Consider the following 13,761-nt stretch of genomic DNA (forward strand, 5'->3'; position numbering starts at 1 on the left):
CACTCCTTTGCGTTCATCGTGTATCGCGCACCAATCCAATGCCGCGACCGGCCGCGGGAGCATTGACCAATCTCGTGTGAAGTATTCCAATGGAGGTAGTGGTAAACGAGCGGGACAACCCGACGTGAGGGCACCGGTCAGTGCGCTTCAGGCGGAGGTCACGCCGGGTCAGGGTGCTCCGGGTCGGAGGTGGTGGCATGTCCGCTTTAGCAGCGGAATTCGTCCAGCTGTTGTGCTGCGCAGTGATAGTGACGGTCAGCGTTGCGGCAACTGTCTATGCGCTGAGGTTGCAACTGGGCAGGGACGGCGGTGTCCGGGGTGACGCCGTTTTCTGGCACAGCTTCCTGGCTTTGGCATTCGTGCTGCCTGCGGTGATTATTCCCGCCGTTTACAGTCCTGCCGCCGGCGCCTCGCTGCTCGTGCTCGCTTTGCTGGCTGGCGCTTCGGCGTACCGCGGCGCCCCGCGTCTGGAGGCGTTCCAGAGGAGCCGCTCCCAGCGCCGTGCTGACCGGATCGGGTTTGGCGCCGTTGCCGCACGTCACGACGACGTCTTGACCCGCTGGAGCGTCTATGAGCTGGACGTCGGCAAGATGATTGATTATCCCGCGTTGTCGGACGTGTGCCAGCCGGAAACGGCGGCACTGGTTCGTGTCATGCGCGAGGCGGCGCTGCTGCGTTCCGGTGCCGGACCCGCCTACGAGCGGACCGTGGCGGATCTCGAGGCCGCGCTGGGAGCAGCCGAACTCGCCGCGGGCGTTCCCACCGCCGGTCAGGGCGCTTCAACGGAACGCAGGCAGGCAGCCACAGCGGAACGTGGGGCACCTCCCGAAATGGAACGCCAGGCACCCGCGGAAATGCGTCCCGCCGTCGCCCGCCCAACCGCAGGCGCTCCCGCAACCTTACAACCCGCCGTAGAGTGCGGAGATCAGCCCCGCAAAAGCGGTGTTGAAGGGGCAGATCTCCACACTCGCTGGTCGGGGTGGGGGGATTCTGCCGGGGCATTGCCAGCGCGTACCAGCCGTGCCAAGGTCGAGACATGACTGACACGGCCGAGACTTTCCACAACGACGTGACGATGCTGCGCAATGACCAGGACCATCAGTATGAGCTGCGGGTCGGGGAGACGCTGACCACCGTGGCGCAGTTCAACGACCTGCCAGGGCATGTGGATTTCATCCACACCGAAACCCTGGAGCCCTTCGGTGGCAAGGGCATGGCGAAGATTCTCGCCCGCTACGCTCTTGACGATGTGGCGGCGTCCGGCAAGCGGATCATCCCGCATTGTTCTTTTATCGCTGGCTTTCTGCGCCGGCATGAGGACTATGTTCAGGTCACCGACTGGCCCGAGACGGCTTAGGTCCGCTCATCCGTGACGTCCGGGCCCCGCTCGGCGGTGACACCGGGCGGACCGCGGACGTTCCTGCGGAAAGGCGTGTGGAGCCGGACGTCTAACGGCGGCGCGTGAGTAGCATGGGGGAATGACTGACGCTGTGAAGAATGGAATGGCCCTGATCACGGGTGCGACGGCGGGGCTGGGAGCGGAGTTTGCCCAGCAGCTGAGTGCCCAACGCTACAATCTGGTGTTGGTGGCCCGCGACACCGGGCGGCTGGAAGCGAAGGCTGTCAAGTTGCGGCAGGACTTTGGCATTGCCGTGGAGACCATCACCGCGGATCTGCGGACGGACTCCGGCGTTGCCGCTGTGGCGGCACGCCTGACGCAGCCCGAGAACCACGTGACGGTGTTGGTCAACAACGCCGGCTACGGGTTGGCGGGACAATTCGAGCAGAACACGCGGCAGGAAGAGTTGGACCAGCTGAACATCCTGGTCAGCACGCCGATGCAGCTCATGCACGCCGCACTGGAACCCATGCTGGCGCGCGGTCGGGGCCGGATCATCAACGTGGCCAGCATGGCGGGCTTCATCCCGCGCGGCACGTATGGGGCGTCCAAGGCGTGGATCATCAGCTTCAGTAAATGGGCGAACGTCAACTACGGACCGCGAGGCGTACATGTGACGGCCGTCTGTCCCGGCTTTGTGCACACCGAATTCCATCAGCGGATGGGTGCCTCCACGGCCAAAATCCCGGCGTGGATGTGGCTGGAAGCTGACCGGGTGGTGGGCGAGGGACTGGCCGCTGCATTTATGGGAAAGAGCGTCTCGGTGCCGTCCAAGCGCTATGCGGTGCTGGCCGCGCTGAGCAGGTTTGTGCCGGAGCGGTTGGGCGCATATGCAGGAAAGCGCGGGCGTTAGGGGCTGACCCCAGGCATACTGCGAAGGAACAGCGTCTGCTCGGCGGTGTCGGCCGGTCCACAATGTTAATATGACTGAACGTGAGCCGTCGGTTCTTAAGCTGCCGGGCCGGCTTGGCCTCCATTGCGGCGGCGTCCGGCTGCTGATGTTCGACGGCGGCGCCCGCTTGAATACGGCGGCTAAGGTGCGACGGCGTCCGGCCCCGTGCAAAACGGCGGCCCGCTCCAAACGGGGCGCGCCGCCGTCGGTGTTCTGGTGTCAGCCGACAAGGGTCGTTTCGGGAATGCCCTTCGCCGGGGTTGCGGGTTCGTAGGTTTCGTCGAACGGCATGTCATCCAGCACCAGATGAGGGTTCCCATCCTGGCCGGCCACCAGTTCCCGGGCCTCCGCCACGGTGCCCACACTGGGCATGGACCCCGGCAGCGGTTTCTGCGCGGATTCCTTCAGGAAGTAAATGGCCACCGCCCCGATGGTGGACGTGGCCATCAGGTAATACGCCGGCATCATGTCGTCGTTGCTCAGCGTAATGAGTCCCTGCACGATGAACGGCGTGGTGCCGCCGAAGATGGCCACCGAGAAGTTGTACGCAATGCCCATTGCGCCGTAGCGGCTGGCGGTCGGGAAGAGCGCCGGCAGGGCGGAGGCCAGATTGGCCACGTAGAACGTGACCGGGAAGGCGACCAGGGCCAGTCCAAGCAGCGTTGACCAAACATCGCCAATGCCGATCAGCAGGAAGGCCGGCACGGCCAGTACGACGGTGCTGACAGCGCCTACCCACAACACGGGACGGCGTCCGACCCGATCGGAGAGCCGGCCGGTCAGCGGAATGCAGAGGGCCATGATGACCAGAACTGGGATGGTCAGCAGCGTGCCGTGGACCGGGTCATACCCCTTGGATTCGGTCAGATAAGTCGGCATGTAGGAGGTCAAGGCGTAGCCAACGGTGTTGGCGGCAGCGGCCAGGATCATGGCCAGCACAATCTGCCGCCAGTAGGCCTTGATGATGCCCATCGGGCCCTTGGACGCGGCCGCATCCCCGGCCTGGGCGTCCTTGGCGACAGCCTCCTGTGCATCCAGGGTGGCCTGGAACTGGGGGGACTCCTCGATTTTACTGCGGAAGTAGACGGCTATCAGGCCCAGCGGACCGGCCAGCAGGAAGGGCAGGCGCCAGCCCCACTGCTCCATGGCGCCCTGTCCCAGTGTCAGCTGCAGTACGGAAACCAGCGCAGCACCGACGGCGAAGCCGATGTAGCTGCCCATGTCCAGGAAGCTGGCGAAGAAGCCGCGCCGCTTGTCCGGGGCGTATTCGCTGACGAAGGTCGTGGCGCCGGCGTACTCACCGCCGGTGGAGAATCCCTGGACGAGCTTGAGGAGCACCAGCAGCACGGCGGCCCAGATGCCGATTTGGGCATAGCCGGGCAACAGGCCGACCGCGAAGGTGGAAGCGGCCATGATCATCAGAGTCGTGGCGAGCACCTTTTGCCGGCCCACCTTGTCTCCGAACCAGCCGAAGATGACCCCGCCCAGCGGGCGCGCGATGAAGGTCGCGGCAAACGTGCCCAGCAAAAACAGCGTCTGGACGGATTTGTCCGATTCCGGTAGGAAAACCGGTCCCATGGTGGTGATGAGATAGCCAAAAACACCTACGTCGTACCATTCCATGGTGTTTCCGACGATGGTGCCGCCGACGGCTTTTTTGAGCATCGGCTTGTCGACGATATTAACGTCACCGACGGCAAGGCGCCGGCGTTTTAGTCGTGGCAGACGCGCGGGACGCGTCTGCCTGGGTGTGTCCTGTACACCTGTAATTGAGTCGTTCGAGCTTCGGTCTGTGGGCATTTGGTCAACTCTCGTGGAGGTCATTTGCTTGCGACTTGTAGCTGCCCCGCTCCGGGCAGACCTTCAATTTTACATGATTTCGGGCCATATCCCCAGACGCCGGGTTCACGTGCTCGTTATGGGGCCGCGGTGAACTCGTCCGAAAACAGCGAGACCCCGGGGGTTTCCCGGGGTCTCGCTGTGGTTGCCATCGGGGCGCCGGACAGGGCCCGGCCACCGGAGAACTACGCGTCGTGGTCTGTTTCGAGGATCTTCGCCAGCGTCTCGAGTGCCTGGTCGGCGCCGTCGCCCTCGGCCCTCAGCACGACCACGTCGCCACATGCAGCGCCCAGCCCCATCAGCGAGAGGATGCTGGAGGCATCCAGTGCGTCCTCGGCCGGGTCGCCCTGCATGGCAATGCTGACCTCAACCGGAAGCTCCGCCGCGGCTTCGGCAAAGATGGCGGCCGGCCGGGCATGCAGTCCGACGCGGCTGGCGATGGTGGCGGTGCGTTCTGACATGATTTTCTCCTGATTAGGTAGGGGTTTGCTAAAGACCGAGCTGGTCGAGGACAGAGAGATGCTCCCGCACCGCGGACCGCGCCCCGGTGGCGCTTGCGGCGCCCAGTGCCAGTGCCGCGAGCTCCCGGGTCTGCTCCAGCGTGACGCTGCGCAGCACAGCGCTGACGGCCGGCAGCGCACGTGCCGTCATGGACAGCGTGCTGACGCCCAGGCCCACCAGTACGACGGCGAGCGCGGGATCAGCGGCTGCCTCACCGCAGACGCCCACCGGCTTTCCGGTGGCGCTGTCGCCGCCCGTACTCGTGCCGGCGCTGACCACGGCGCTGCCGCCGGCTGCGGCGCGTGCCGCCCCGGCGCCGTCGACCGTGGCTTTGACCAGCGCGAGGACCGCAGGCTGCCAAGGATCGTTCAGCGCGGCCAGCGGCCCCAGCTGCCTGTCCGCGGCCATGGTGTACTGCGTCAGGTCATTGGTGCCGATGCTGGCGAAACTGACCTCCTTCAGGACGTGCCGTGCGCTCAGAGCCGCGGCGGGGACTTCCACCATGACACCGGGCGTCTTCAGACCCGCGGCCGTGCAGAGCGCGGCGAAATCGGCAGCCTCTGCCGGGGTCGAAATCATCGGAGCCATCACCCAGACATCCGCGGCTGAATCCGCCGCCGCCGCACCGATCGCCTGCAGCTGACGCTCCAGAACTCCCGGGGAGGTGAAGTCCGTGCGGTATCCGCGGACACCGAGGGCGGGGTTCGGCTCGCTGGCATCGGTCAGGAAGGGCAGCGGCTTATCCGCCCCGGCATCGAGGGTCCGGATCACCACCTTTTTTCCGGCGAAGGCATCAAAGACACCCCTGTAGGCGCTCACCTGCTCCTCGATCGACGGCTCTGTATCGCGGCCCAGGAAACAGAATTCCGTGCGCAACAGGCCCACACCCTCGGCCCCGGCGGCAGCGGCAGCCAGTGCATCCTTCGCTCCGCCGACGTTGGCCAGCAACGGTACGGCCGTTCCGTCGGCCAAGCGGCCCTGGCCGTCGAAGTCAGCCAGCACGGAAGCCCTGTCTTTCCACAGCGTGGCCTTCTCCTCGCGTGCGGCATCGGGCTCGGCCGTGACCTCGCCGGCGGCGCCGTCCACGTAGACCGTGGTGCCGTCCGCCAGCTGGGCCACGCCCTTGGCGGCAACGACCGCCGGCAGGCCCAGCGCCCGGGCGATGATGGCCGTGTGTGACTGGGGGCCGCCGCTGGCCGTCACCAGGGCAAGCACCTTGTCCGGATCCAGGGTGGCAGTATCCGCCGGCGCCAGATCCTCTGCAAGCAGGATAAACGGCACCGTCGAATCCGGGATGCCCGGAGCCGGAACACCGCGCAGCGCGGCGACAATCCGGGCCCGGACGTCCAGCACATCGTGGGAACGCTCGGCCATATAGCCGCCGAGGTTCAGCAGCATGGTGGCGACGCCGTCGCCCGCTTCCCAGATTGCGCGCTCGGCCGAGGCGCCCCCGTTGATCAGCTTGACCGCCGACTTGAGCAGCATCGGGTCGGCAGCCATCAGGGCCGTCGCCTCGAGCACGTCCTTTGCATCCCCGCTGGCCCGTGACCCGCGGTGCTTGAGCTCGGTCTGCACCGAAGCCGCCGCCGTACGCAGCGCCGTTGCGGCCTCCTCCGGAGTCGTTCCCGGGTCGAGACCTTCGCCGGCTGCGGGCGCAGGCACCGCGGGCGGCATCTGACGTACCGGTCCAATCACGCGGCCGGGAGTCACTCCGACTCCTTGAAATGTCCTCATGGCGTTACCCCCTACTGGCTGACCAGAACCGGTGCCGGGCCGGTTGCTGCAACAGTATCAACGGGCTTCCTTACGGCCCAGCGCTTCAGGGCCAAGACCGCCAACGCGGTGACCACCATCCCGGCCAGGATTGAAACGATGAACATCACCAGGTTGCCGATCGCGAAGAAAACGAAGATTCCCCCGTGTGGGGCCTGGGAGGTGACGCCGGTCGCCATGCACAGCGCCCCGGTGACAGCCCCGCCGAGCATGCTGGCAGGGATGACCCGCAGCGGATCCGCCGCGGCGAAGGGAATGGCACCTTCGGAGATGAAGGAGGCACCCAGCAGCCAGGCGGCCTTGCCGTTTTCGCGCTCGGCCAGGCTGAAGCGGCTCTTGTCCAGCGCCGTCGCCAGCGCCATGGCCAGCGGCGGAACCATGCCGGCGGCCATCACTGTTGCCATGATCTGCCACGGGGCCTGGTTGGTGACCGACCCGGCACCGAGGCCGGCGACAGCGAAGGAGTAGGCAACCTTATTGACCGGACCACCCAAATCGAAGCACATCATCAGGCCCAAAATGATACCGAGGACGACGGCGGAGGCGCCGGTCATCCCGGACAGCCAGTGGTTCAGGACCGTGGTGAACCACGCGATCGGCCCGCCCAGGACCAGGAACATCAGGCCCGAGGCCACGATCGAGGCCAGCAGCGGGATAATCACCACGGGCATCAGGCCCCGCAGCCAACGCGGTACGGGCCAGCCGCCGATCCAGTGCGCGATGAACCCGGCCAGCAGACCGCCCACTAGGCCGCCCAGGAAGCCCGCACCCATGAAACCGGCGACGGCGCCGGCGGTAAAGCCGGGCGCGATGCCCGGTCGGTCCGCGATGCCGAAGGCGATGTAGCCGGCCAACGCCGGGACCAGGAAGGCGAGCGAGAGGCCGCCGATCTTAAAGGCAACGGCGCCCAGATAGATGGGCAGTCCGCCGTCGGGCAGGTTCGTGAGGCTGTTGGCCAGCACCACTTTGTCCGCGATGGTGCTGATGGTATATCCGCCGAGCAGGAAGCCCAGGGCAATCAGCAGCCCGCCGCCGGCCACAAATGGAATCATGTAGCTGACGCCGGTCAGCAGCGCCTTCTTCAGCTTCTGGCCGATGTGCTCGCCGGAGGCCTCCGCATCGTGTTCGGCCTGCTCCTCGGCGCCGAAATGCGGCACCCGGTGCGCGTTCGGATTGTCCGCCGCGGCCAGGGCCTCCTGGACCATTTTGGCCGGCTCGTCGATGCCGCGCTTCACCGGGGCGTTGATGACGGGTTTGCCGGCAAAGCGCTCCTTGCCGCGCACGTCGACGTCGACGGCAAAGATCACGGCATCCGCGGCGGCGATAACGGCCGGGTCCAACGGTGTGACGGCGCCGGAGCCCTGGGTCTCCACCTGCAGTTCCACACCGGCCTCCTTGGCCGCGGCTACGAGCGAATCGGCCGCCATGTACGTGTGGGCGATGCCGGTGGGGCAGGCGGTGACGGCAACGAGGCGCTTTGGCCGCGCGGACGTCTGCGCCCCTGCGGCCGTCGCTGCCGACGCTGCCGTCGCAGTCGAGTCTGTTGCTGGCTTGTCCGCGATGGCGCCCTCGACCAGGGCCACGATCTCATCGGCGGACGATGCCGCGCGCAGGGCAGCGGTGAAGTCCTTTTTAATCAGCGACCGGGCCAGTTTGGAGAGCAGCCGCAGATGCTCCTGGTCCGCCCCTTCGGGGGCGGCGATGAAAAAAATCAGGTCCGCGGGGCCGTCCTTGGCGCCGAAGGGGACGGCCGGAGCCAGCCGGGCCATGGCCAGCGTGGGCTCGATGACGGCGGTGGAACGGCAGTGTGGAATGGCAATTCCGCCGGGAACGCCTGTGGACGTCTTCTGCTCGCGGGCCAACGCATCGGCGTACAGTCCCTCAACTTCGCTCGCGCGGCCGGTGGACGCGATCTGCTCGGCGAGGTGGCGGATCACCGTGGCAGGTTCAGTGCCAAGATCGACGTCCAGGGTGACCAGCTCGGGGGTGATTAGTGCAGTCATTTCTTCAGTTCTCCTTGGCGTCAGCCAGGGCCGCAACGGTAACGGCAGAGGGATTGGTTTGGGAAAGCGCCGGGACGGTGGATCCCGGCAGGGATGCGGCAGCTGCCCCGTGGGCGACCGCCTGCTGCAGGCTTTGCGGGCCGGTGGCTCCGGCTGCTTGGCTCAGCAGATAGCCGGCGAGGGCGGAGTCGCCCGCGCCGACGGTGCTTTTGGCATTGATTTTCGGACTGCGGGCCAACCAGCCGCCCTCGGCGGTGACCAGCACCGCGCCCTTGGACCCCAACGTGGCCAGGACAGCGCCCACGCCGGCGTCCACGAGCGTCCGTGCAGCCTTGGCGGCCAGCAGCGGATTGGCCTCCAGCATGTACGGATCCGGGAAACCGGTCAGCTCGGCCAGTTCCTCGGCATTGGGTTTAAGCAGGTCCGGCAGGGAATCCGCCGGCCCGGCCAGGGCTGCGGCCAGTGGCGCGCCGGAGGAATCGATGGCGATTTTGGGACCTGCTGTGCCGAATCTGGAACGCACATCGGCACTGAGCCGGGAGTAGAAATCGGCAGGGAGGCCCGGCGGCAGCGACCCCGCCAGGACCAGCCAGCTGGCCCCTTCAGAGTTTGCGGTCACCAGCTGTACCAGAGCGCGTTGCTGTTCTTCGTCCAGGACAGGTCCCGGCTCGTTGAGCTTGGTGGTGGTTCCGTCAGGCTCGGTGATGGCGATATTGCTGCGTAGCGGCACCCCCAGGTGCAGGCCCAGATGGGGGATCTGCAGAGCACGCAGCGCCACCAGCACGGCGTCGTCGTGGTCGCCGGGCAGGAGAGCCAGGCAGTCAACTCCGGAAGCGGAAAGCACACGGGCAATGTTCACGCCCTTCCCGCCCGGCTCCTGATGTGCGGCCCCGGCACGCTGGACTTCACCGCGGACCAGCGGGGCCGTCAGCTCGATGGTCCGGTCAAGGCTGGGATTTGGAGTCAGGGTCACGATCATGCGATCACCAGCTCGACGTCGGCCGCGGCCAGAGCCGCCGCAAGTTCTCCGGAGGGGGCGGCATCCGTGATGAGGGTGTCGACTTCCCGCAAAGTGGCGAACCGGACGAGCGTCTCTTCGCCGAGTTTCGATGAATCCGCCAGGGCTACCACCCGGCGCGCAGAGCGGACAATGGCAGCCTTGACGGCTGCTTCAACGCTGTCCGGCGTGCTGAAACCGAAGTCCGGGTGGACGCCATTGGCGCCAACGAAGGCAATGTCCGGCCGGAGCGCTTCCAGCCGGTCGGTGGCCGTTGCCCCGACGATGGCGCTGGTCAGGCCACGGACCCGGCCGCCCAGGATTTCCAACTGCAGCTCCGGGTTGGCCGAGAGTCTGTGCGCTATCGGCACGGCATTGGTAATGACCAGCAATCCGTCGCCCGGACTCGGCGGCGTCCAGTTAGCCAAATGCTCGGCCAGCAGGGCGGTGGTGGTCCCGGAATCAAGGATCACTGACCCTGTCCGGGCGGTGGGGATCAGGGCAGCGGCCGCCGCGGCAATTCGGCTTTTCTCGTCCTGGTGCTGCGACTGGCGTTCGCCCAGACTCGGCTCGGACATGCTGAGCCTGTCCAATGCGACGGCGCCCCCGTGGACGCGCCGCAGACGCCGCGTATTTTCCAGTCCGGCGAGGTCCCGACGGACGGTTTCTGTGGTGATTCTGAATAAATCGGCGAGTTCGGCGACCGTCACCCGGCTGCGGGCGGCGACCAGTTCGGCGATCTTGTCCTGCCGCTCTTCGGCAAACATCGGGCCTCCAGGGTGTCGTGACGAGCATCACAAGGATGTTGGTTTCATTGACTTTATCTGCGTTTCTCTTTGTTTGTCAAGCAATACCAACAAAACACAGATAGTTATCCTTGGGGCCTTGGGGCCTTGGGGCCTTGGGGCCTTGAGGCCTTGGGGCCTTGGGTGGCGGGAGGGCGAGGTTTTAGGTTCTTCGGTGTCAGAGTTTCACCGGTATGGGTGCCACAGCCGCTGGGTCCGCTGCGCGCACCCCCTCGGGTTCACAGCCGCCGGGCGTTACGCTTTAACCAACAACCGAGGTCAGGGGTACAGATGGCGAAGCAGCTGAAATTAAAGGGGCGCGGCAAAGCGAATCCGGCCCTGCGGATAGCCACCGAGGCGGCGTTCGATACGCAGGGCAACCCCAAACCCGCTGTTGCGAAGGCACTGCTGCGGGCCGTGGACGTCCAGCGGCCGCTGGTGCTGGCTAATCTGCGCCGACTCCGGCACAAACATCCGCACGCTTCAACGGCGCAGCTCAGTGACATGCTGGAACGGGATTTCCTCAGAACAGTTTCGGGCGGAGGCGCCGCGATCGGTGCCGCCGCGATAGTTCCAGGACTGGGGACGGTGGCCTCGCTGTCCATTTCGGCGGCCGCAACAGTGGCCTTTCTGGAGACGACCGCACTTTACGCACAGTCCGTGGCGGAGCTTCACGGGGTGCGTTTGGCGGATCCGGAACGGGCCCGGACCACGGTGATGGCGATCATGCTGGGCGAGGAAGGCACCTCAATGGTCCAGGGCCTGACCGGGCATATGCTCGGAACGGGTCAGACTCCGATGAAGGCGTGGGGGCTGGTTGTGGGCAAGGGCATGCCGACGTCGGCCGTGAAGACCGTCGGCGTGCAGCTTCAGAAGCGTTTTTTGAAGAAGCTGCTGCTCCGTGAGGGAACGGCCTGGCTCGGGCGGGCCGTTCCGTTCGGCATCGGTGCTGTGATCGGTGGCGGCGGGAACCTGATCATGGGCCGCGCCGTCGTCGCCGCCACGCGGAAGGCGTTCGGCTCTGCACCGTTGATTTTCCCGGCGGACCTCCACATTGAACTGGAGCGCCCCAGGGGGCGCACGGTCCGGGATATTGGCCCTACCGGCCCGGCTGGGGCCTCCCGCCGTCGTCTGTCATTACCGCACCTGGGCCGAAAGGACAGCGGACAAAGTCCTCAACGGTGACCGTCGCGGGACCTGACCGCCCGGATTGCTGGGCGACCGGCGCCGCTCCGGCGCGGAACGTCGGCTACCGGAAGATCAGCGTCGCAACAGCGAAGATGACGAGCCCGGCCAGCGCTCCGACAACGGTGCCGTTGATCCGGATGAACTGCAGATCCTTTCCCACCTGAAGCTCTATCTTCTGCGAGGTTTCCACCGCGTCCCATCGTTCCACGGTGTCGGTGATGACGGAGGCGATCTCATGCCGGTAAGTCTTCACAAGGTACGACGCTGCATCGCTGATCCAGGCATTGATCTTGCCGGCCAGTTCCGGATCCTCCACCAGGCGCGTGCCGAAATCACGGACCGCCGCCGTGAACTTGATCCGCAGCTCGCTCTGCGGGTCATCAACCGCGGTCAGCAGTGCGGTCTTGACGGTCTCCCAGGTCCGACCGGCGAGCTCACGGACCCGCGGATCATCCAGGATCTGTTCCTTGATGGCATCCGCCCGGGCAATCATGGCCGGATCATATTGGAGGTCCTGGGCGAGATTCTTCAGATACATGTCCAGCTGCAGCCTGACCTGGTGCTGTGGATTCGTCTGCACGGCGCGCACAAACTTGTACAGCTCCGTGTAGACCTTGTCCCCGACCAGTCCGTCCACGAACGTCGGCACCCAAACGGGGGAGCGGTCCGACACCAGTGAACTGATGACCTCGTGGTTGTGGTCCACCCAGTCCGAGGCGGTGTCCACCAGCAGATCGACGAGCTGGTGGTGGTGGCCGTCGTCGAAAATCCGTTCCGCCATCCGGCCCACAGGCGGCCCCCATGGCGGATCCACCAGATGCTTGCGGACCATCGATTCGATCACGTCACGAACGTCCTCGTCCTTGAGGATCTTCATCGCTCCGCGGATGGCGGCCGAGCCCTCGGTCGCGATCCGCTCGGCGCTGGCCGGTTTGGACAGCCAGGCACCGACCTTCTGTGCGATCCCCATGCCCGCCAGTTTTTCCTGCACCACCGTTTCAGCAAGGAAATTTGTCTCCACAAAGTCGCCCAGACTGGCGCCGATGGCGTCCTTGCGGTTGGGAATGATCGCGGTGTGCGGGATTTTGATGCCCATCGGGTATTTGAACAGGGCCGTCACCGCGAACCAGTCCGCCAGCGCACCGACCATGCCACCCTCGCTGGCCGCCCGCACGTATTCCAGCCACGGGTACTGCCGCTGCAGGGCAAAGGACACGGTGAAGATGACGGCCATCAGGATCAGCAGCGAGAGCGCCAGGGTCTTCATTCGGCGCAGCGCAGCGGCCTTTTCGGCATCGGTGCCGGCAGCGGGCCGACGCGCGACGGCGGGACCGGTGCCATTCTCCGGCGGAACATGCGCGGAATTGGACCCTGCGGGTTGGGACTGATCGGTGAGCGCCATCATCTAAGCGTAGGTTAAGCTGCCGGTTACCGCCCTTGCTGCCCGGAAGGCAGGATGAACGGCAGGCATGAAACAACAGCGATGGAATACCGTGGTGCCATGACGCCACTGATCTACGCGCACCGCGGCTCAAGCGCCCGTTTCGCCGAGCATACCCGGGCCGCGTATCTGCAGGCAATTGCCGACGGCGCCGATGGAGTTGAGTGCGATCTGCAGCTGACGTCGGACGGCGAGCTCGTGCTGCTGCACGACCGCACATTGGACCGCACGTCCAACGGGTCCGGCCCGGTAGCGCAATGGACGCTCGCGGAGCTGCGCTCGCTTGATTTCTGCTCCTGGAAGGGCGCACGTATTCCGGCCGGGTATGGGGGGGCCAGCGATCAGCTGCTCACGTTCGGGGAGCTGCTGGATATCCTCCGCGGCGCCGGGAGGGACATAGGGCTCGCTGTGGAGTTCAAATATTCAGGCACGGCGCAGTGTCCGGCGAAGCTGGTGGATAGGACCCTGGAAGTGCTGCGGCTGCGGGGCTGGCTGCCCGGGCCGTCCACGGCCGGAAACATTTTGCTCTCGTTCATGAGCTTCAATCCCCGGGCCATGGAATATCTGGCCGGGGCGGTCCCGGCGCGCCATTTGTGCCAGCTGATTGCCGGTATTGCGGATGCCGACGTCGATGCGGTTGCCGCCGCAGATCCGGGCATTGATGCACAGGCGTTTGCGCAGGCGGCGCTCGCCGAGGGAGAACGGCTGCTCGACGACGGCGTGGCAGGGATCGCTGGGCCCGGGCTGGCCTACGTGCGTGACCACGCGGACCGGATCGGGCGCTGGTCCGACGCGGGGACCAGGTTCCGCGTCTGGACCGTGGACGAACCCGACGACGTCCGGTTCTGTGCCGGACTGGGCATTGAGGAGATCACCACTAACGCGCCGGCACAGGCGCGCGCCGTCCTGTCCGGCCCCTGATCTGACCCGACCGCCTGGACCG

General features: G+C 66.0%; 12 protein-coding genes. 5 read left to right on the forward strand and 7 right to left on the reverse strand.

Annotated elements, in window-relative coordinates:
- Positions 1-197 precede the first annotated feature (197 nt).
- From ACLLJI_RS01300 to ACLLJI_RS01310, 3 genes are all read left to right on the forward strand, one after another.
- Entirely contained in the window at positions 198-1,040 is an 843-nt protein-coding gene (locus tag ACLLJI_RS01300; protein WP_434617005.1) for a hypothetical protein, read from the forward strand.
- Entirely contained in the window at positions 1,037-1,357 is a 321-nt protein-coding gene (locus ACLLJI_RS01305; protein ID WP_283558796.1) for a GNAT family N-acetyltransferase, read from the forward strand. Before ACLLJI_RS01300 ends, ACLLJI_RS01305 begins: the two co-directional genes overlap by 4 nt.
- A 121-nt stretch (positions 1,358-1,478) precedes the next feature.
- Positions 1,479-2,252: an SDR family NAD(P)-dependent oxidoreductase gene (locus tag ACLLJI_RS01310; RefSeq protein WP_434617009.1), complete on the forward strand. Its 774-nt coding sequence runs from the start codon at positions 1,479-1,481 to the stop codon at positions 2,250-2,252.
- A gap of 258 nt (positions 2,253-2,510) precedes the next feature.
- Here ACLLJI_RS01310 and ACLLJI_RS01315 read toward each other — a convergent pair whose 3' ends face one another.
- The 6 genes from ACLLJI_RS01315 to ACLLJI_RS01340 all read right to left on the reverse strand — a co-directional run bounded on the left by ACLLJI_RS01315 (position 2,511) and on the right by ACLLJI_RS01340 (position 10,171).
- A complete protein-coding gene (locus ACLLJI_RS01315; RefSeq protein WP_434617012.1) occupies positions 2,511-4,091 on the reverse strand; it encodes an MFS transporter in 1,581 nt (526 codons plus the stop codon).
- Positions 4,092-4,315: 224 nt separating this feature from the next.
- Positions 4,316-4,591: an HPr family phosphocarrier protein gene (locus ACLLJI_RS01320; protein ID WP_283558793.1), complete on the reverse strand. Its 276-nt coding sequence runs from the start codon at positions 4,589-4,591 to the stop codon at positions 4,316-4,318.
- Positions 4,592-4,619: 28 nt separating this feature from the next.
- On the reverse strand, positions 4,620-6,365 hold the full coding sequence (locus tag ACLLJI_RS01325) for a putative PEP-binding protein (RefSeq protein ID WP_434617016.1): 1,746 nt from the start codon (positions 6,363-6,365) through the stop codon (positions 4,620-4,622).
- An 11-nt stretch (positions 6,366-6,376) separates the two neighbouring features.
- The gene (locus ACLLJI_RS01330) at positions 6,377-8,407 is read right to left on the reverse strand and encodes a PTS fructose transporter subunit IIABC (protein WP_434617019.1); all 2,031 of its coding nucleotides are present in this window, start codon (positions 8,405-8,407) and stop codon (positions 6,377-6,379) included.
- A 4-nt stretch (positions 8,408-8,411) separates the two neighbouring features.
- Positions 8,412-9,386: a 1-phosphofructokinase family hexose kinase gene (locus ACLLJI_RS01335; protein ID WP_434617022.1), complete on the reverse strand. Its 975-nt coding sequence runs from the start codon at positions 9,384-9,386 to the stop codon at positions 8,412-8,414.
- Positions 9,383-10,171 (reverse strand): DeoR/GlpR family DNA-binding transcription regulator, encoded by a 789-nt coding sequence (locus tag ACLLJI_RS01340; RefSeq protein WP_434617025.1) that lies wholly within the window; start codon positions 10,169-10,171, stop codon positions 9,383-9,385. Before ACLLJI_RS01340 ends, ACLLJI_RS01335 begins: the two co-directional genes overlap by 4 nt.
- A 309-nt stretch (positions 10,172-10,480) precedes the next feature.
- Between ACLLJI_RS01340 and ACLLJI_RS01345 the strand changes: the two genes are divergently transcribed.
- Positions 10,481-11,374 (forward strand): hypothetical protein, encoded by an 894-nt coding sequence (locus ACLLJI_RS01345; protein ID WP_434617028.1) that lies wholly within the window; start codon positions 10,481-10,483, stop codon positions 11,372-11,374.
- 64 nt (positions 11,375-11,438) lie between these two features.
- Here ACLLJI_RS01345 and ACLLJI_RS01350 read toward each other — a convergent pair whose 3' ends face one another.
- Positions 11,439-12,782 (reverse strand): DUF445 domain-containing protein, encoded by a 1,344-nt coding sequence (locus ACLLJI_RS01350; protein ID WP_434617030.1) that lies wholly within the window; start codon positions 12,780-12,782, stop codon positions 11,439-11,441.
- Positions 12,783-12,833: 51 nt separating this feature from the next.
- Between ACLLJI_RS01350 and ACLLJI_RS01355 the strand changes: the two genes are divergently transcribed.
- Positions 12,834-13,739: a glycerophosphodiester phosphodiesterase gene (locus ACLLJI_RS01355; RefSeq protein ID WP_434617033.1), complete on the forward strand. Its 906-nt coding sequence runs from the start codon at positions 12,834-12,836 to the stop codon at positions 13,737-13,739.
- The last annotated feature ends 22 nt before the right edge of the window (positions 13,740-13,761 follow it).

Source organism: Arthrobacter sp. A5, assembly GCF_051131705.1.
In the GTDB taxonomy this organism is placed as follows: domain Bacteria; phylum Actinomycetota; class Actinomycetes; order Actinomycetales; family Micrococcaceae; genus Arthrobacter_M.

Excerpts from the sequence above, each read along its gene's own strand:
- ACLLJI_RS01305 (WP_283558796.1), top strand. The coding sequence starts at position 1,037 with ATGACTGACACGGCCGAGACTTTCCACAACGACGTGACGATGCTGCGC.
- ACLLJI_RS01335 (WP_434617022.1), bottom strand. The coding sequence starts at position 9,386 with ATGATCGTGACCCTGACTCCAAATCCCAGCCTTGACCGGACCATCGAG.
- ACLLJI_RS01350 (WP_434617030.1), bottom strand. The coding sequence starts at position 12,782 with ATGATGGCGCTCACCGATCAGTCCCAACCCGCAGGGTCCAATTCCGCG.
- ACLLJI_RS01320 (WP_283558793.1), bottom strand. The coding sequence starts at position 4,591 with ATGTCAGAACGCACCGCCACCATCGCCAGCCGCGTCGGACTGCATGCC.
- ACLLJI_RS01325 (WP_434617016.1), bottom strand. The coding sequence starts at position 6,365 with ATGAGGACATTTCAAGGAGTCGGAGTGACTCCCGGCCGCGTGATTGGA.
- ACLLJI_RS01300 (WP_434617005.1), top strand. The coding sequence starts at position 198 with ATGTCCGCTTTAGCAGCGGAATTCGTCCAGCTGTTGTGCTGCGCAGTG.
- ACLLJI_RS01310 (WP_434617009.1), top strand. The coding sequence starts at position 1,479 with ATGACTGACGCTGTGAAGAATGGAATGGCCCTGATCACGGGTGCGACG.
- ACLLJI_RS01340 (WP_434617025.1), bottom strand. The coding sequence starts at position 10,171 with ATGTTTGCCGAAGAGCGGCAGGACAAGATCGCCGAACTGGTCGCCGCC.
- ACLLJI_RS01315 (WP_434617012.1), bottom strand. The coding sequence starts at position 4,091 with ATGCCCACAGACCGAAGCTCGAACGACTCAATTACAGGTGTACAGGAC.
- ACLLJI_RS01330 (WP_434617019.1), bottom strand. The coding sequence starts at position 8,407 with ATGACTGCACTAATCACCCCCGAGCTGGTCACCCTGGACGTCGATCTT.
- ACLLJI_RS01345 (WP_434617028.1), top strand. The coding sequence starts at position 10,481 with ATGGCGAAGCAGCTGAAATTAAAGGGGCGCGGCAAAGCGAATCCGGCC.
- ACLLJI_RS01355 (WP_434617033.1), top strand. The coding sequence starts at position 12,834 with ATGAACGGCAGGCATGAAACAACAGCGATGGAATACCGTGGTGCCATG.